This window comes from Enterobacter sp. ENT02, from assembly GCF_019219165.1.
Taxonomy (GTDB): domain Bacteria; phylum Pseudomonadota; class Gammaproteobacteria; order Enterobacterales; family Enterobacteriaceae; genus Enterobacter; species Enterobacter mori.
Genome location: NZ_JAHUWD010000006.1, coordinates 177,803 through 195,458, shown reverse-complemented (window position 1 = coordinate 195,458; position 17,656 = coordinate 177,803). Strand labels below are relative to the sequence as shown.

Genomic DNA, 17,656 nt, shown 5'->3' with positions numbered 1-17,656 from the left:
CAACCGAACACGTAGGCCCGGTAAGGCGCAGCCGCCACCGGGCAAAAAACTCATCGCTGAAGCCGACCCGCCAGATGCACCGCCACGTCCACCCCGCTGCGCTCCAGCGAAATGGTTTCCCCTTCCCACGCAGCCTGACGCGTCAGGCAGGTCAATATGCCGCCGGGCGGCATTTCAATCGCCAGCCGCGCTTCGCGTTCGTTAGCGGAAATCATCGCCTCCTGCCAGCGCACGGTTCGCGCCATGTTCATCGCCAGATCGTCGGCAATCTTTTCCGGCTGCCAGAGCACGCGGCCTGTACTGCCGCTCAGGTAGGCGCAGCGTGGACGAGCCAGCGTAACGGGCTCAAACGCCGACGCCAGCTTTTTCGCCGGTTCCGCCAACAGCGCGCAGTGCGACGGCACGCTAACCGCCAGCCGCCTGGCCTTGCTCGCCCCTTTTGCCAGCGCGCGTTCTGCCACCTGCGCCATCCCCTCATCGGTTCCGGCGATGACGATCTGCGTTTCGGCATTCAGGTTAGCAATATACGTTCCGGTACCCTCGATAAGCTGCTCCACCTGCGGCAGGGTCAGCCCCATAATCGCCGTCAGGCCGTAGCCGTGCGGGTACGCCTGCTCCATCAGGTCACCACGCAGCGCCACCAGCCTCAGCGCGTCCGAAAAATCCAGCGCGCCCGCGATAACCGCCGCCGGATAAGCGCCGATGGACAGCCCGCTGACGATATCCGGCGTCACGCCGCGACGCTCCAGCTCGCGCGCCCAGGCCACGCCTGAAATCAGGAGACACAGCTGAACCGCGCGGGTGTGAGTTAGCGAGGCTGCACTGTCCAGCGTATCGACTTCGCTGCCCAGCACCTCGCGTGCCTGTGCAAGCTCCGTTCCCGGCAGGTTTTGCAGCATGCCTTCGTGCTGCGTACCCTGCCCCGGAAAGGTAAACAGTATTTTCATCACTCCTCCCTGCGCCACGGATCCGCCACCAGGCGCGGTCCACATTGAGTTTTTAGCAGCGTTTTGCCGTCGCGCAGCCACTCCGCCAACGCAAAGCCCCCTTCGGGGGTATCGACCTGCGTATCCGCCCGACACAGTGCGCGGCTCAGCTGCGACTGCCATGCGGTAAAAGCATCCGGGGAAATCGGCTCAGGGGCGCGGATCAGCAGATCAAGATCGCTGTCGGCATGGATCACCGGAATACCGGTCGCCAGCGCGTAGCCGGCGCTGCCGGTAATGCCCCACGTCCACGGCCACGCCTGCTGAGCCAGCTGCAGCGCCACCTGAACCGGCGGCTGGGTCACAAAGGGCGAGCGCAGCAGATCGGCGGTGGTGCACAGGTCTTCAGGTGACACCACGCGCTGCACGTTTTCGGGCTTCACCCATCCGGCCGCACGCTGGTCGCGACGCAGGCCGCGCACGCCAACGGGAATACGGCCTTCATTATCAACATCACGCCGCACCACTACCGGCAGGCCAATATGCCAGGCTGCCTCAACCCAGGATTCGGTGATGCCTTCCAGCGCGTCGCGCGCGGTAAGCCAGATGAGGTCGTGCGGGCGTAATGTTGTGGTCATGATTACATTCCTGAAGTCAGCGAGATAAACAGCGGAAGCGACAGGATACACAGTACGGAGCTTAACAGCAGCACGGCTTCAGCATCCGGCGACTGCACGCCAAAGCGGTTACCGAACACCACGCCGAAGAAGCCCGCGGAGAGCGCAATCATCAGGATAGCGGTAATCGCCACCGAGCCGTGCAGACCGAAGATCAGCACGATACCCCAGGCAATCGCGGGCTGAATCAGCAGCTTGGCGATGGTTGCGGTAATCACCATGGTGTTGATCTGCAGCTTGCGGGCAGAGAGGATCACCCCGGTCAGGAACAGTGCCGCAGCGGTGGCGGACAGCCCCAGCGGTTTAATCGCCGCAAGCACCAGTTCCGGCATTTTGATGCCGATGGCGGAGAGAATCACGCCCAGCAGCGGGCCCATCACGATCGGTTTTTTAATGGAACGCCACATCAGCACCGGCAGCATGGAGAGCGTTGAGCCGGAATTATTCCCCTCGGCGCGCGCTTTCTCGCGCTCCAGGATCAGCAGGCAGAACGGGGTCATCAGCACCGAACCGCAGGCAATAGAGACCGCAACGGAAAGCGACGTGGAAGATCCTTCACCCAGCACGCTGCCCAGAATCGGCAGACCGAGCGCCGCGTAGTTCGGCAGGGCAACGGTAAGCGTCAGCACCGCCGCGTCCTGCGGGGATTTCTTAAAGATTTTGGTGGCAAGGAAGTAGATGACCGCATAGGTGATCCACATCGCCAGGGTCAGCACCAGGATCAGCGGCGACTGCGCCACGATGCCGGTCCACGGCGTTTGCACGGTGGCGCTAAACAGCGCGGCAGGCAGTGCAAAATCCATCACGAAGATATTGAGCAGGGAAACGTTTTTGTTATCGACCATCTTTGCCTTACCGGCCCAGAATCCCAGCAGCATGATGACGAAAATCGGTGCAAGAGCATGAACAATTACGTAAGTCATAAATCACCTGTAGTAAAAAAAGTTTTAGCACTGGTGCGATGTTTATTATTTTTCAGGATGCAGGCTCCCACGCGGGCGCAGCGGGCGCGCCCACGGGGGGTTGCATCTCTGGCAGGTCTCTTTTTTACTTACCAGCTGGCTCGCATACGTTCGCGTACGAGCGCCGAGCTGCGGCGGTTGTCAGCACCCAGACGGTTTTTCAAGGTGATATCCTGACGTGCGTCACTGATGGCCTGCTGCAGGGTGGTTTTCACCTGTGCCAGATCGTTATCGGATGGGGCATCCGGGTTGCTGATGTCCAGCAGGTCAGAAAGCAGCCCCAGCGTGGCGTAGTTGCTGATGTCATACGCCATTGGTGGAATGGTTGCCGCCAGTTTTTCCAGGGCCTCCACGGTACGCAGCGTAATGCGCGCCGCAGACTCTTTGCCCATCGCGTGAATCAGCACCCCTTTGTCGTTAAAGGCAATCAGGCGGTTGGCCTGGTAGCCGTGCGCCAGAAACGCGCCGGACATCGCCTTGCCGACGATAAGCCCAATCACCGGATGACCGGCCAGGCGCGCGTTCGCATACGCGGCAGCGGCTCCCGCCAGCGCCTGATGGATACCAAAAGCCTCTTCACGACGGCCATAGGCCTGGCTTGGGACGTCAATCACCGCCACAATCGGGCGCTTAACGTCCTTATCGGCATCCGCCGCGACGGTTTCGCTGACCACTTTCGCCAGCGTCCAGCCTTCCAGCAGACCGACTTCACCTTTCGCGGCGCGCGGGAAGTGGTTGTTGGCATCCGGAACCACGGCCACAAAGCGCACCGCTTCACCATTAAGCTCGCCGTCTGCCGCCTGCACGGACGGGCATAACCCTTCCACACGTTTTGCATTCGGGGCAAGAATGTCCAGCCAGAGTTCACCACGGCTCATTGAGTTAGTCATCATTTCACCTCCCGGGCAAAAAGTGCGTTAATCTGTTCGGCATCGGCCTGTTTGCGGGTGTCGAAATGGGTCAGACGGTTCAGGTAATCGTCGTAGTTATCGGTGCGGTGTTTCGCCGGTACGCCTTTCGCTATCGCCTCGTTCACCGCCGCTTTCACCGCGTTTACGCCGTCGCCTACCAGCGCATCCACCAGACCGCTTTGATAACGCACTTCGCCGCCGGTCATGCTCCAGATAAACGGACGGTCGCGGGAGTCGTACTCTTCAATCCCCGCCTCCTGCTCGATAACCTGCGGGCCGTTGAGGCCGAGACGCGCTTCACGGGTCACGATCAGGTAGCTGCACAGCGCCGCGGCGATGGACATCCCGCCGAAGCAGCCCACGGTCCCGGCAACAATCCCGACCACCGGGGTATACCGGCGCAGGTCAACAATCGCGGCGTGGATATCGGCAATCGCCGCCAGGCCGAGGTTAGCTTCCTGCAGACGCACGCCGCCGGTTTCGAGGCACAGCACCGCCTGCGTCGGAATGCCGTTGCGGTTATCTTCTGCCGCCAGCTCCAGCGCCGCCGCCATTTTGGCGCCGGACACTTCGCCCATGCTGCCGCCCTGGAACGCGCCTTCAATCGCGACGACGACCGCAGGCTGACCGTTGATGGTGCCTTTTGCGACGACCATGCCGTCATCGGCCTGCGGAACAATCCCCTGCGGCCCAAGCCACGGAGAGATAATGCCTTCAAACGGATCCAGCAGTTCGCGGTAGCTGCCGTCATCCAGCAGCGCCTGCGCGCGCTGGCGTGCTTTTAGTTCGATAAAGCTGCTGTCATTACGCATGGCTCACCCCCTCAAAGACCTGTTCGATGCGAATGCGCGCCACGCCCGGCGTCGCGCCGAAGTCGTGGATGGTCAGTTTGCCTGCGGGCAGGCTGCTGACGGTGTGCAGACGGTTGAACAGCGCCTCCCAACGACCACGGCTGTTGTCGACTGAAGTGGTGATATCAACGGTTAAGGTCTGGCCCGGTTCGGCGGCGAACAACACCTCCATATCCCCGGAGCCGACGACGCCTGCCAGCGCCCTGCCGCTTACTTCGCGGCTGGCGGGCACGGTCAATGTAATTTTTTCCATAACATCCTCTTAATGCTTTGAATAAGGCGTTTCGACGCGGTCGAGAAACAGCGTAGCGGCAAGCAGGTCGGCAGCGCCGCCCGGTGAAGCGTTGAGCGAGAGCATCTGGCGGTCTAAGCTCGCCAGCGCCTGCTGCCCTGAAAGCGTTGCGCATCCTCCGGCGTTCAGTACCCCACGAGCACCGTTCTGCATGGCGTCCAGTCCCTCCATTCCGGCGCGCGACAGCACGCAGGTGTCGGTGAGTGACGTCATGATCGCCATCAGCGCGTCGAGCCTCGCATGCGTTTCACTGCTGCCGTTGAGACGGCTGAGGCGAAGCTGCGGCAGCGCGCGCTGCATAACGTGCGGGAACGCCTGCTGCGCCTCTTCGCGTGCGCCCGGCACGCGGTAGCGGTGCGTGGCGCGCAGCCCTTTGCTGAACACTTTCGGCGCCGCATCGTCCGGGAGTTTCGCCAGCTGAGCGGCGGTATTCGCGACGGCCTGCGCAGTCGCCTCACCGCCCAGCATCGCCACCGCGCTCACCAGCAATCCCAGCGCCCAGATCGCACCACGGTGGGTATTAACCCCGTCGGTGGCAGCCATCATCTGCTGCTCGCCTTCGCGGCCAAGACGGCCAACGGTTTGCCGAAGCGCAATGTCCGCCGGACGCTGCCAGCTCTGCTGCGCCAGCGCCTGAAACGTGGGGGTCAGGCTGTGCGCGGAGCGCTCCATCAGCGCAAGGGATAAATCGTGGTGCGCGCCGTTCCCCCGACTGTCCACCAGACCGGGTTTCGGGCTTAAACGTGCTTCGTCAATCAGACACTGCGTGGCGGTTCGCGCCAGCCATTCGGCACCGCCTTCAACCTGAATCTGGGGCAGAAGTTTCATTACCAGCTCCGGAATTTCGCAGGTGGGTTATACAGACCGCCGGACCACTCAACGAGGTCAGACACGCTCCCGGCTGCCAGAAGAGAGCGGGTGGCGTCGGTGCGACGAATCCCCATATCTTCCGGATACACCACTTTGCCGCTCTGGCGCAGTTCCGCCACGCGTTTGGCGTCAACGCCCAGGCCGATATCGGTGATCCCCGCGACGGCGGCAACCATGGCACGACGCTCTTCCAGATCTTTCGCCCGGTAGAGGTAGGCAATGCCCTCTTCCGTCAGCACGTGCGTCACGTCGTCGCCGTAAATCATCACCGGTGCCAGCGGCATGCCGGAGGCTTTCGCCACGTCGACGGCATCGAGTTTTTCCACGAAGGTCGGCTTCACGCCTGCCTGGAAGGTTTCCACCATCTGCACGACCAGCTTTTTACCGCGCTGCATCGGATCCGGCTCGGTGATCATGTTCAGCCAGGCCGGGGTCGCATGACGACGACCGTGCGGGTCATGGCCCATGTTTGGCGCACCGCCGAAGCCGGAAAGACGACCGCGGGTCACGGTTGAGGAGTTGGCGTAGCCGTCAACCTGCAGCGTAGAGCCGATGAACATATCCACCGCGTACTGGCCTGCCAGCTGGCAGAAGGCGCGGTTGGAACGCATCGAGCCATCGGCACCGGTAAAGAAGACATCAGGACGGGCGCGGATGTACTCTTCCATCCCCAGCTCGCCGCCGAAGCAGTGCACGCTTTCCACCCAGCCGCTTTCAATGGCGGGGATCAGCGTCGGATGCGGGTTCAGCGTCCAGTGTTTACAGATTTTGCCCTTCAGGCCGAGCTGTTCGCCGTAGGTGGGCAGCAGCAGCTCAATCGCCGCGGTGTTAAAGCCGATACCGTGGTTCAGGGACTGCACCTGGTGTTCCGCATAGATGCCTTTGATCGCCATCATCGCCATCAGGATATGTTCCTGTTTGATCAGGCGCGGGTCGCGGGTGAACAGCGGTTCAATAAAGAACGGCTTGTCCGCAACGACCACGTAGTCGATCCAGGAGCCCGGAATATCGACGCGCGGCAGATCGCACTCGTCGTCCACCAGCTCGTTCACCTGCGCGATGACGATGCCGTCGTGGAACGCGGCGGCTTCCACCAGCGCCGGGGTATCTTCGGTACTCGCCCCGGTGTAGAGGTTGCCTTTGCGGTCGGCTTTAAAACCGGCAATCAGCGCCACGTTGGGGGACAGGTCGACATAGAGGCGCGAGTAGAGTTCGATGTAGGTGTGAATTGCACCGATTTCGAGCTGACCGTCTTCCAGCAGCTGCGAGATACGCAGGCTCTGTGTCCCGGAGAAGGAGAAGTCCAGCTTGCGGGCGATGCCTTTTTCAAAGATATCCAGATGCTCGCTGCGGCCAACGCTCGGCATGATCATATGCAGGTCGTGAACGATTTGCGGGTTCACTTCAGCGAGCGAGCGGGAAAGGAAATCCGCCTGCTTCTGGTTGTTGCCTTCCAGCACGACTTTATCGCCCGGGGCGATCAGTTTTTCCAGCATGGCGACAAGATCGCCGGTTGGCAGTACCTTGCCCTGCACCGGTACGGACGCCAGACGACGCGCTTTCTCGCTGCGTCGTGTGTTCCATTGCCGGGTGGGTGTTTGCCCAGATAACATTATTAACCTCCTGATTCAGCACATCATTCTGATTTGCCTAACGTTGAGTAAAGTCTGCGCTCTGGCGAGAAAGGCATCAATTAAGCGTAGAGCTGAATCATTAGCCTGAGAGTAATAATCAAGGTAAAGATTTGTGATCGGGATCAGTTCATGGTTCGGAAATCCAGGCTAAACGGGGTACAATTCGGAAGGTATAGTAAATTTCTGACAAGAATCAGCATCGCCCTTATGACCCAAATCATTCCATCAGACTTCGACATTACAGCCGAAGAGAGCGCAGAGTTCGTGCCCATGCGCGGCGTGGCTAACCCCCACCTGCAAACCATGCTGCCGCGCCTGATCCGCCGCAAGGTGCAGTTCACCCCGCACTGGCAGCGCCTGGATTTGCCGGACGGCGACTTTTTAGATCTCGCCTGGAGCGAAGCGCCGGAGCTGGCCCGACACAAACCTCGCCTGGTGGTGTTTCATGGTCTGGAAGGCAGCCTGCACAGTCCCTACGCCCACGGTTTAATCGAGGCGGCGAAAGCCCGCGGCTGGCTGGCGGTGGTGATGCATTTTCGCGGCTGCAGCGGCGAGCCGAATCGCCAGAAGCGCATTTACCATTCCGGCGAAACCGAAGACGGCACCTGGTTCTTACACTGGCTGAGAGAAAATTTTGGCACGGTGCCAACGGCGGCGGTGGGCTATTCGCTGGGCGGCAATATGCTGGCCTGCCTGCTGGCTAAAGAAGGTGATGCAGTCCCGCTGGATGCCGCTGTTATTGTCTCCGCTCCCTTTATGCTCGAGCAGTGCAGCTACCATATGGAGAAAGGGTTTTCCCGCGTCTATCAGCGCTACCTGCTCAACCTGCTGAAGGCCAACGCCGCGCGCAAGCTGAAGGCCTACCCTGATACCCTGCCGGTTAGCCTGCAGCAGCTCAAGCGCGTGAAGCGTCTGCGCGAGTTTGACGATCTGATTACCTCGAAGATCCACGGTTTTGCCGATGCGATTGACTATTACCGTCAGTGCAGCGCCATGCCGCTGTTGAATCAAATCACCACGCCGACGCTGATTATCCACGCCAAAGACGATCCGTTTATGGATCATCACTCCATTCCGGCACCGGAGCATTTACCGGCTAACGTGCAGTATCAGCTCACCGAGTACGGTGGGCACGTCGGCTTTGTTGGCGGCACGCTACGCAGGCCGAAAATGTGGCTGGAAACCCGCATCCCTGACTGGCTCACCTCTTTTCTGGACGGTAAAAAATGATTATCCCCTGGCAGGATCTCGCTCCCGAAACGCTCGATAATCTGATTGAAAGCTTTGTATTACGTGAAGGCACCGATTATGGTGAACAAGAACGTTCGCTCGAACAAAAGGTCAGCGATGTTAAGCGCCAGCTGAAAAGTGGCGACGTGGTGCTGGTGTGGTCCGAACTGCATGAGACGATCAATATCATGCACCGCAACGCGTTTCACGGCTGATCTGTAAACCTTTCCAGTCAGGGAGTTGCTATGTCTGCCAGACATCCGGTTATTGCCGTAACGGGCTCAAGTGGTGCGGGTACCACCACCACCAGCCTCGCCTTTCGCAAGATTTTCGCACAGCTGAATCTCCGGGCGGCAGAAGTGGAGGGCGATAGCTTTCACCGCTATACGCGCCCGGAAATGGACATGGCCATCCGCAAGGCGCGCGATCTGGGCAAACACATCAGCTATTTCGGGCCGGAAGCCAACGATTTCAGCCTGCTGGAACAAACCTTCCGCGAATACGGGCAGAGCGGGACCGGGCAGTCCCGCAAATACCTGCACACCTACGACGAAGCGGTTCCCTGGAATCAGGTGCCGGGGACGTTCACCCCGTGGCAGCCGCTGCCGGAGCCGACCGACGTGCTGTTTTACGAAGGGCTACACGGCGGCGTGGTCACGCCTCAACACGACGTCGCGCGTCACGTGGATCTGCTGGTCGGCGTGGTGCCGATTGTTAACCTTGAATGGATTCAGAAGCTGACGCGTGACATGAGCGAGCGCGGGCATTCTCGCGAAGCGGTGATGGATTCCGTCGTGCGCTCCATGGAGGATTACATCAACTTCCTGACGCCGCAGTTCTCCCGCACCCACATCAACTTCCAGCGCGTGCCGACGGTGGATACCTCCAACCCGTTTGCGGCCAAAACGATCCCGTCGCTGGATGAGAGCTTTGTCGTCATCCATTTCCGCAATCTCGAAGGCATTGATTACCCCTGGCTGCTGGCGATGCTGCAGGGCTCGTTTATTTCGCACATGAATACGTTGGTGGTGCCGGGCGGAAAAATGGGGCTGGCGATGGAGTTAATTATGACGCCGCTGGTCCAGCGACTGATGGAAGGGAAGCAGATCGCGTGAACATGTTCCCTCTCCCTGTGGGAGAGGGTTAGGGTGAGGGCATCAACACGCACGATGCCTCAATAATTAAGCCTCGATCACTTCATACGAATGCGTGATTTTTACCGCTTTCTCCAGCATTAACGCCACAGAGCAGTATTTCTCCGCAGAAAGGTCTACGGCGCGTGATACTGCGGCATCCTTCAGTTCTTTACCGGTCACGATAAAGTGCAGATTAATGTGCGTGAACAGGCGTGGCGCCTCTTCGCGACGTTCGGAAGTAAGCTTCACTTCGCAATCGGTCACATCATGACGACCTTTTTGCAAAATCGACACCACGTCAATTGCGCTGCATCCGCCCGCCGCCATCAGCACCATCTCCATCGGGCTTGGGGCTTTGTCGCCGGAGTTACCGTCCATCAAAATCTGATGTCCAGAAGCGGATTCGCCCAGGAACGTTAAACCTTCAACCCATTTCACACGCGCTTGCATATTCATTAACTCCAACGTTGCATTTTTGGTGACAGATTACGCGTGCATTACATTTCTCGCAACGGAAGGCGACCTGCATCATGCTGAAGCGAGACACCAGGAGACACGCGGCAAAAGCTATGCTAAAACACTCTGGATGCTACAGTAATACATTGACGTTACACATGTATGCAGAGGACATCAAACTTTACTGGCTGCGAAACGTTACGACAGCCGACTTCCCAGGGTATGGGTAAGAATTCGATTGCAACCCCAGAGTCCGGATGCATCTTATGACTCTGGTGACAGCTTATAACAGAGGATAACAGCGCATGGTGCTTGGCAAACCGCAAACAGACCCGACTCTCGAATGGTTCTTGTCTCATTGCCACATTCATAAGTACCCATCGAAGAGCACGCTGATTCACCAGGGTGAAAAAGCGGAAACGTTGTATTACATCGTTAAAGGCTCGGTGGCAGTGCTGATCAAAGATGAAGAAGGGAAAGAGATGATCCTTTCTTATCTGAACCAGGGCGATTTCATCGGTGAACTGGGCCTGTTTGAAGAGGGCCAGGAACGTAGCGCCTGGGTTCGTGCAAAGACAGCATGTGAAGTGGCTGAAATTTCTTACAAGAAATTCCGTCAGCTGATTCAGGTTAATCCTGACATCCTGATGCGTCTTTCTTCCCAGATGGCGCGCCGTCTGCAGGTGACATCTGAGAAAGTGGGTAACCTCGCCTTCCTGGACGTAACCGGCCGTATCGCGCAGACCCTGCTGAACCTGGCGAAACAGCCAGACGCCATGACCCACCCTGACGGCATGCAAATTAAAATTACCCGCCAGGAAATTGGTCAGATCGTCGGTTGCTCCCGTGAAACAGTGGGCCGTATCCTGAAAATGCTGGAAGACCAGAACCTGATCTCCGCCCACGGTAAAACCATCGTGGTTTACGGAACGCGTTAATTCCGCTCAAACGGCGTGCCATCGCAAGGTGTCACGCCGTTTTTGTCTCTACTCCTCATGTGGCGCAGGCTGATCTATCACCCGGAAGTTAACTACGCACTGCGACAAACGCTGGTGTTGTGCCTTCCTGTGGCCGTGGGCCTGATCCTCGGACACCTCCAGCAAGGTCTGCTGTTTTCCCTCGTGCCCGCCTGCTGCAACATTGCCGGTCTGGACACGCCGCATAAGCGCTTTTTCAAACGCCTGATTATCGGTGGCTGTCTGTTTGCTGGCTGTAGTCTCGCCGTACAGCTCCTGCTTGCCCATGATATCCCTCTGCCCCTGATCCTGACCGTGCTGGCGATGACGCTTGGCGTGACGGCGGAAATCAGTTCGCTGCACGCGCGCCTGCTGCCCGCTTCGCTGATTGCGGCTATCTTCACCCTGAGCCTCGCCGGGAATATGCCGGTGTGGGAGCCGCTGCTGATCTACGCCCTTGGCACGCTCTGGTACGGGGTGTTTAACTGGTTCTGGTTTTGGCTCTGGCGGGAACAGCCGCTGCGTGAATCCCTGAGCCTGCTCTATGTGCAGCTTGCGGATTACTGTGAAGCCAAATACACCCTGCTCACCCAACATACCGACCCGGAGAAATCCCTGCCGCCGCTGCTGACGCGCCAGCAAAAGGTTGTCGACCTGATTAGCCAGTGCTACCAGCAGCTGCACATGCTTGCCGCCAACAAGAACCACGAATACAAACGGCTGCTGCGCACTTTCCAGGTGGGGCTGGACCTGCAGGAGCATATCTCCGTTAGCCTTCACCACCCGCAGGAGGTACAAAAGCTGGTAGAGCGCAGCCATGCAGAAGCAGTGATCCGCTGGAACGCCCAGACCGTCGCCGCGCGGCTTAGGGTACTGGCTGACGATATTCTCTATCACCGCTACCCCACGCGTTTTAACATGGAAAAACAGCTCGGCGCGCTGGAGAAAATCGCCCGTCAGCATCCGGATAACCCGGTAGGCCAGTTTGCCGCCTGGCACTTCAGCCGTATCGCCCGCGTGTTGCGTACGCAGCGCCCGCTTTATCCGCGCGACCTGATGGCGGATAAGCAGAAACGTCTGCCGCTGCTGCCTGCGCTCAAAAGCTATCTGTCACTGAAATCCGCCGCCCTGCGCAACGCGGCGCGGATAAGCGTGATGCTTAGCATTGCAAGCCTGATGGGCATGGCGCTGCACCTGCCTAAACCCTACTGGATCTTAATGACCGTGCTGTTTGTCACGCAGAACGGCTACGGGGCCACGCGAGTGCGTATCTTCCACCGGGCTGGCGGAACGCTAGCCGGGCTGATTATTGCGGGCGTGACGCTTCACTTCCACGTGCCGGAAGGCTATACGCTGGTCGGGATGCTGGCGATCACCATGGTGAGCTATCTGATCATCCGTAAAAATTACGGCTGGGCGATGGTGGGCTTTACGGTCACCGCGGTGTACACCCTGCAGCTGCTCACGCTCAACGGCGAGCAGTTTATCGTGGCTCGCCTGGTCGATACGCTGATTGGCTGCCTGATTGCCTTCGGCGGTATGGTCTGGCTGTGGCCGCAGTGGCAGAGCGGATTGCTCAGGCAGAACGCCCATGACGCGCTGGAAGCCGACCAGCAGGCCATTCGCCTGATCCTCAGCGACGATCCGCAGCCCTCCCCGCTGGCGTATCAGCGGATGAAGGTCAACCAGGCGCACAACGCGCTGTTTAACTCGCTCAATCAGGCGATGCAGGAGCCGGGGTTTAACTCACACTATCTTGCAGACATGAAGCTGTGGGTGACACACAGCCAGTTTATCGTCGAGCACATTAACGCCATGACCACGCTGGCGCGCGAGCACACGATGCTGACGCCGGATCTGGCGCAGCGCTATTTGCAGTCGTGTGAAATTGCGTTGCAGAGGTGTCAGCAGCGTCTGGAGTATGACTCGCCAGGTGAATCGGGAGATTCGAATATTCTGGAAGCGCCTGAAACGCTGACCCACGGGCCGATGAGCACCCTTGAGCAGCATCTGCAGCGCGTTCTGGGGCATTTGAACACCATGCACACCATTTCATCGGTGGCATGGCGTCAGCGCCCGCATCACGGGATTTGGTTAACGCGCCGGTTAAAGCGAACCGAGTATTAGCCTTTAACGATCTTCGCAACCGCCGCAGCAAAGCGGGTTAATCCATCTTCAATATCTTTATCTTCCACCACCAGCGACGGCGCAAAGCGCATCACGTCAGGTCCGGCATTGAGCACCATCACCCCTTCGTGCGCGGCGGCGTGCAGGAAATCACGCGCGCGGCCTTTGAACTGCGGCTTCAGCTCGGCACCAATCAGCAGCCCCATGCCGCGGATCTCGCTGAAAACGTCATATTCATCGTTAATCTGCTGGAGATGCTTCACGAACAGCTCGCGCTTCGCGCTAACGCCGTTCAGCACCTCAGGCGTATTGATAATATCAAACGCGGCTCCCGCCACAGCGCTCGCCAGCGGGTTGCCGCCGTAGGTAGAGCCGTGAGAGCCGACGTGGAACGCAGAGGCAATATCCTGCGTCGTCAGTACCGCACTCACCGGGAAACCGCCGCCGAGCGCTTTGGCGCTGGTCAGGATGTCCGGCGTCACGCCGTAATGCATGTAGGCAAACAGATCCCCGGTGCGCCCCATGCCGCACTGCACTTCATCAAAGACCAGCAGCGCCTGATGCTCGTCACACAGTTCGCGCAGCCCTTTCAGGAATTCCGGCGTCGCTGCGGTCACGCCGCCTTCGCCCTGAATAGGCTCGACCACCACCGCGCAGGTGTGGTCGTCCATTACCGCTTTCACGGCATGCAGATCGTTAAACGGCACGTGGACAATGTCTGCCGGTTTCGGGCCAAAGCCGTCTGAATACTTCGGCTGGCCGCCAACGGAGACGGTAAAGAAGGAGCGTCCGTGGAAGGCATTGTGGAAGGCGATAATTTTGGTTTTGTACGGGCTGTGGCGCGTGGTGGCGTAGTAGCGCGCCAGCTTAAAGGCGGTTTCGTTGGCTTCGGTGCCGGAGTTCATAAACAGCACGCGTTCCGCGAAGGTGGCATCGATGATCTTACGCCCCAGACGCAGCGCCGGTTCGTTGGTGAACACGTTGCTGGTGTGCCACAGGGTTTCGCCCTGGGTTTTCAGCGCCTCCACCAGCGCGGGATGGCAATGGCCCAGCGCCGTCACCGCAATCCCGCCCGCGAAATCAACATACTCTTTGCCCTGCTGATCCCAGACGCGGCTGCCTTTCCCCTTCACAGGGATAAACTCAGCCGGTGCATAAATCGGCAGAATCACTTCATCAAATGTTGCACGGGTAATTGCTGGTTGTTCAGTTGCCATGTCATGACCATCCATTTTTATGTCACAGTGATTGTGAAAATATAATCACAAAATATGCATAAAAAATCACAGCAAGGCAACAGATATTCAGCGATTGAGGAAATTTGCCAGCAGCGCGTGTCCCTGCTCGCTGAGGATGCTTTCCGGATGGAATTGCACGCCTTCGAGATCCCACTCGCGGTGACGGATACCCATGATCTCCTGCGTCTCGCTCCAGGCGGTGACCTCAAAGCAGGCGGGTAGCGTCGGCGGGTCAATGACCAGAGAATGGTAGCGCGTCACGGTTAACGGATTATTTAACCCTGCGAATACGCCCGTGCCGGTGTGGGTGACCGGAGAGGTTTTCCCGTGCATCACTTTCGCAGCGCGCACGATGGTGGCACCAAACGCCTGGGCAATAGCCTGATGGCCCAGGCAGACGCCCAGAATCGGCAGTTTACCTGCATAGTGGCGGATAACATCCAGAGAAATGCCTGATTCCGAGGGCGTACACGGCCCCGGCGAAATCACGATTTTCTGCGGGGCCAGCGTGTCGATATCGGCCAGGGTGAGGTCATCATTACGGCGGACAACCACCTCTGCACCCAGTTCACAAAAATACTGGTAAAGGTTCCAGGTGAAGGAATCGTAGTTATCAATCAGCAGAATCATGGCGGCTCCCGAAAAAAATGCCGCCCTATTCTACTCAGATTCCCGTGCTTCGCTCACTACTTTGGCAAAGATAGCACTCAGCGCGGTCAAATCGCCCATCGCGCCGCTTCGGTTAGCCGCCACCCACTGCTCGGGATCGATATCCCGCCAGTCCAGCGCGTAACCCGCGTGGAGCGCCAGCTGCTCGAAGAAGACGCGTTGGGCAATGCCGTTGCCGTGCATAAAAGGATGCAACATATTGATTTCACAGTAGTAATGACTAACTTTGTCAACAAAAGCCGCCCTCTCAAGACCCACAAGATACTTTTCACTTTCAAGCGCCGCCATCAGCTCGTTGCCCATCTTCTCGATGTACTCGAAATGGCAGAAGGGAATGTCACCCTTAAAAATATCGTCGGTACGGAATTCGCCTGCCCGTTTCAACTCGCTGTGATACAGATGGCGGTGAATCAGGCACAGATGGGGCAACCCGGGCGCGGATGGCCCAAGCTCCAGCGTTTCGATGTGGGGCGCTGAAGGACCATGACCTTTTTCAAGGAGACAACTGGCCTGCAAATTGACGCTACGCTGCTGTTCCCAGAGACGGGATTTTTGCTTGTCGGTGAGTTTTTTCACTTAACGCCTCCCTGAATAGTCCGTTTGCCACAAGTATAAGCAGCAAAACGCGCTTTCGCAGGGAGGGCTACATAACGCGGGCAGAAGAAACCCGCGTTCAGAAGAGTTACGGCAGAACTTTTGCGGAAAGGATAACGATCGGTTTTGACGGGACATTCTGATACGGGCCGACGTCGTGAGTAGGCACCTGAGAAATCTTGTCGGCCACGTCCATCCCTTTCACGATTTTACCGAAGACGGCATAGCCAAAGTCGCGCTGGCCGTGGTCAAGGAAGGCGTTATCCGCCACGTTGAGGAAGAACTGGCTGGTCGCGCTGTCTTTATCTGCGGTACGCGCCATGGAGATAGTGCCGCGCTTGTTCAGCAGGCCGTTGTCCGCTTCGTTTTTAATCGGCGGGTTGGGCTGCTTCTGCTGCATCTGCTCGTTGAAACCGCCGCCCTGCACCATAAAGCCCGGGATCACGCGGTGGAAAGTGGTGTTGTTGTAGAACCCACTGTTCACGTAGTCGAGGAAGTTTTTCACAGAAACAGGGGCTTTCTGGCTGTTCAGTTCCAGCTCAATATTCCCGGCAGAGGTGGTCAGCAGGACGTGAGGGTCACCCTTGGCTGCCAGCGCAGCAGGGGAAACGGCAGAAAGAGCAAACACAGCTGCAACAGCCGCCAGTGTTGATTTGAGCATGAGAATTCCTTAACAAAGCGCAGTATAAAAAGCGAATGGCTTGATTCTAAAGAGCAGTATGAACGGAGACCAGCCTTTTACCTAATTTTACGAAATTGAAACAGTTGTTACCGCGCAAACGATTGGTAATGGCGCCATTTTACGTGATCTGCATCACACAAAAATATGCAAATGTGATCAATATTTTCTGAAAAGATTTAATTAGATCACTTTCGAGTCTAAAATCTGCCCGCTCTCAGCGCCTTCCCGGCGCTTTTCTTTTTCTGAACAGGCCAGACATGACTAACAGCAATCGCATCAAGCTCACATGGATCAGCTTCTTCTCCTACGCCCTGACCGGCGCGTTGGTGATCGTCACCGGGATGGTGATGGGAAATATCGCAGACTACTTCCAGCTGCCCGTTTCCAGCATGAGTAACACCTTTACCTTCCTCAACGCGGGGATCCTGATCTCTATCTTCCTGAATGCCTGGCTGATGGAAATTGTGCCACTGAAAACCCAGCTGCGCTTTGGTTTTGTGCTGATGGTCGCCGCCGTGGCGGGCCTGATGCTGAGCCACAGCATCGCGCTGTTCTCCGCCGCCATGTTCGTGCTCGGTCTGGTCAGCGGTATCACCATGTCGATCGGGACCTTTCTGATTACCCATATGTATGAAGGCCGTCAGCGCGGCGCGCGACTGCTGTTTACCGACTCTTTCTTCAGCATGGCCGGAATGATCTTCCCGATGGTCGCCGCCGTTCTGCTGGCCCGCAGCATTGAGTGGTACTGGGTTTATGCCTGCATCGGCCTGGTCTACGTGGCAATCTTTATTCTGACCTTCGGCTGTGAGTTCCCGGTGCTGGGCAAAAAAGCGCAGACTACCGCAGAACCTGTCGCGAAAGAGAAATGGGGCATCGGCGTGCTGTTCCTCTCCATTGCCGCCCTGTGCTACATCCTGGGCCAGCTGGGCTTTATCTCCTGGGTACCGGAGTATGCGAAAGGCCTGGGCATGAGCCTGAACGACGCGGGTAAGCTGGTGAGCGATTTCTGGATGTCTTACATGTTCGGCATGTGGGCGTTTAGCTTCATCCTGCGCTTCTTCGACCTGCAGCGCATTTTGACCGTGCTGGCGGGCCTGGCAACCGTGCTTATGTATCTGTTCATCAACGGTTCGCCGGAGCATATGCCGTGGTTCATTCTGACCCTGGGCTTCTTCTCAAGCGCAATCTACACCTCGATCATTACCCTGGGCTCTCTGCAGACCAAAGTGGCCTCGCCGAAGCTGGTTAACTTCGTCCTGACCTGCGGTACCATCGGCACCATGCTAACCTTCGTGGTGACGGGTCCGATTGTCGCCCACAGCGGTCCGCTGGCGGCGCTGCACACCGCGAACGGTCTGTATGCCGTGGTGTTCATCATGTGCTTCATCCTGGGCTTCGTGACCCGCCACCGCCAGCACAACGTCGCAGCGGCGTCTCACTAACGT

19 protein-coding genes are annotated in these 17,656 nt (G+C 58.2%); 6 read left to right on the top strand and 13 right to left on the bottom strand.

Annotated elements, in window-relative coordinates; genetic code table 11:
• Positions 1 to 50: 50 nt before the first annotated feature.
• From mdcH to mdcA, 8 genes are all read right to left on the bottom strand, one after another.
• Complete coding sequence (gene mdcH, locus KW829_RS17960) at positions 51 to 947, bottom strand: malonate decarboxylase subunit epsilon (protein ID WP_218308747.1); 897 nt, start codon at positions 945 to 947, stop codon at positions 51 to 53.
• Positions 947 to 1,564, bottom strand: a complete 618-nt coding sequence (locus KW829_RS17955; RefSeq protein ID WP_089598581.1) for a malonate decarboxylase holo-ACP synthase — start codon at positions 1,562 to 1,564, stop codon at positions 947 to 949. Before KW829_RS17955 ends, mdcH begins: the two co-directional genes overlap by 1 nt.
• 2 nt (positions 1,565 to 1,566) lie before the next feature.
• Entirely contained in the window at positions 1,567 to 2,526 is a 960-nt protein-coding gene (locus tag KW829_RS17950; protein WP_218308746.1) for an AEC family transporter, read from the bottom strand.
• Positions 2,527 to 2,654: 128 nt separating this feature from the next.
• Positions 2,655 to 3,455, bottom strand: a complete 801-nt coding sequence (gene mdcE / locus KW829_RS17945) for a biotin-independent malonate decarboxylase subunit gamma (RefSeq protein ID WP_218308757.1) — start codon at positions 3,453 to 3,455, stop codon at positions 2,655 to 2,657.
• Positions 3,455 to 4,288: a biotin-independent malonate decarboxylase subunit beta gene (locus KW829_RS17940; RefSeq protein ID WP_010436320.1), complete on the bottom strand. Its 834-nt coding sequence runs from the start codon at positions 4,286 to 4,288 to the stop codon at positions 3,455 to 3,457. The genes mdcE and KW829_RS17940 overlap by 1 nt, the downstream gene beginning before the upstream one ends.
• On the bottom strand, positions 4,281 to 4,580 hold the full coding sequence (gene mdcC / locus KW829_RS17935; RefSeq protein ID WP_010436321.1) for a malonate decarboxylase acyl carrier protein: 300 nt from the start codon (positions 4,578 to 4,580) through the stop codon (positions 4,281 to 4,283). Before mdcC ends, KW829_RS17940 begins: the two co-directional genes overlap by 8 nt.
• A 9-nt stretch (positions 4,581 to 4,589) precedes the next feature.
• A complete protein-coding gene (locus tag KW829_RS17930; protein WP_010436322.1) occupies positions 4,590 to 5,447 on the bottom strand; it encodes a triphosphoribosyl-dephospho-CoA synthase in 858 nt (285 codons plus the stop codon).
• Entirely contained in the window at positions 5,447 to 7,102 is a 1,656-nt protein-coding gene (gene mdcA, locus KW829_RS17925; RefSeq protein ID WP_010436323.1) for a malonate decarboxylase subunit alpha, read from the bottom strand. The genes KW829_RS17930 and mdcA overlap by 1 nt, the downstream gene beginning before the upstream one ends.
• A 228-nt stretch (positions 7,103 to 7,330) precedes the next feature.
• Here mdcA and KW829_RS17920 point away from each other — a divergent pair, with 228 nt between their 5' ends.
• From KW829_RS17920 to KW829_RS17910, 3 genes are read left to right on the top strand one after another with little or no spacing between them, the layout of a single operon-like run.
• Positions 7,331 to 8,353 carry a hydrolase gene (locus KW829_RS17920; RefSeq protein WP_218308745.1) on the top strand — a complete coding sequence of 341 codons (1,023 nt, stop codon included), beginning with the start codon at positions 7,331 to 7,333 and terminating at the stop codon, positions 8,351 to 8,353.
• The gene (locus KW829_RS17915) at positions 8,350 to 8,568 is read left to right on the top strand and encodes a YheU family protein (protein WP_089598578.1); all 219 of its coding nucleotides are present in this window, start codon (positions 8,350 to 8,352) and stop codon (positions 8,566 to 8,568) included. Before KW829_RS17920 ends, KW829_RS17915 begins: the two co-directional genes overlap by 4 nt.
• A gap of 30 nt (positions 8,569 to 8,598) precedes the next feature.
• On the top strand, positions 8,599 to 9,468 hold the full coding sequence (locus KW829_RS17910) for a phosphoribulokinase (RefSeq protein WP_010436329.1): 870 nt from the start codon (positions 8,599 to 8,601) through the stop codon (positions 9,466 to 9,468).
• 66 nt (positions 9,469 to 9,534) lie between these two features.
• On the opposite strand, the gene KW829_RS17905 is transcribed toward KW829_RS17910, so the two are convergent.
• Complete coding sequence (locus tag KW829_RS17905) at positions 9,535 to 9,939, bottom strand: OsmC family protein (RefSeq protein ID WP_010436331.1); 405 nt, start codon at positions 9,937 to 9,939, stop codon at positions 9,535 to 9,537.
• Between the two features lie 311 nt (positions 9,940 to 10,250).
• Between KW829_RS17905 and crp the strand changes: the two genes are divergently transcribed.
• Positions 10,251 to 10,883, top strand: a complete 633-nt coding sequence (gene crp / locus KW829_RS17900; protein ID WP_000242758.1) for a cAMP-activated global transcriptional regulator CRP — start codon at positions 10,251 to 10,253, stop codon at positions 10,881 to 10,883.
• A gap of 57 nt (positions 10,884 to 10,940) precedes the next feature.
• Positions 10,941 to 13,028, top strand: coding sequence for a YccS/YhfK family putative transporter (locus KW829_RS17895; RefSeq protein WP_218308756.1), 2,088 nt, complete (start codon positions 10,941 to 10,943; stop codon positions 13,026 to 13,028).
• Here KW829_RS17895 and KW829_RS17890 read toward each other — a convergent pair.
• From KW829_RS17890 to ppiA, 4 genes are all read right to left on the bottom strand, one after another.
• Positions 13,025 to 14,245 carry an aspartate aminotransferase family protein gene (locus tag KW829_RS17890; RefSeq protein ID WP_010436339.1) on the bottom strand — a complete coding sequence of 407 codons (1,221 nt, stop codon included), beginning with the start codon at positions 14,243 to 14,245 and terminating at the stop codon, positions 13,025 to 13,027. The genes KW829_RS17895 and KW829_RS17890 overlap by 4 nt on opposite strands.
• An 87-nt stretch (positions 14,246 to 14,332) precedes the next feature.
• Positions 14,333 to 14,896, bottom strand: a complete 564-nt coding sequence (pabA, locus tag KW829_RS17885) for an aminodeoxychorismate synthase component 2 (RefSeq protein ID WP_089598576.1) — start codon at positions 14,894 to 14,896, stop codon at positions 14,333 to 14,335.
• 30 nt (positions 14,897 to 14,926) lie between these two features.
• Positions 14,927 to 15,511, bottom strand: a complete 585-nt coding sequence (locus KW829_RS17880; RefSeq protein WP_218308744.1) for a putative adenosine monophosphate-protein transferase Fic — start codon at positions 15,509 to 15,511, stop codon at positions 14,927 to 14,929.
• Positions 15,512 to 15,617: 106 nt separating this feature from the next.
• A complete protein-coding gene (ppiA, locus tag KW829_RS17875; protein ID WP_010436347.1) occupies positions 15,618 to 16,190 on the bottom strand; it encodes a peptidylprolyl isomerase A in 573 nt (190 codons plus the stop codon).
• A 278-nt stretch (positions 16,191 to 16,468) separates the two neighbouring features.
• Between ppiA and tsgA the strand changes: the two genes are divergently transcribed.
• Positions 16,469 to 17,653, top strand: a complete 1,185-nt coding sequence (tsgA, locus tag KW829_RS17870; RefSeq protein ID WP_218308743.1) for an MFS transporter TsgA — start codon at positions 16,469 to 16,471, stop codon at positions 17,651 to 17,653.
• Positions 17,654 to 17,656: the final 3 nt, after the last annotated feature.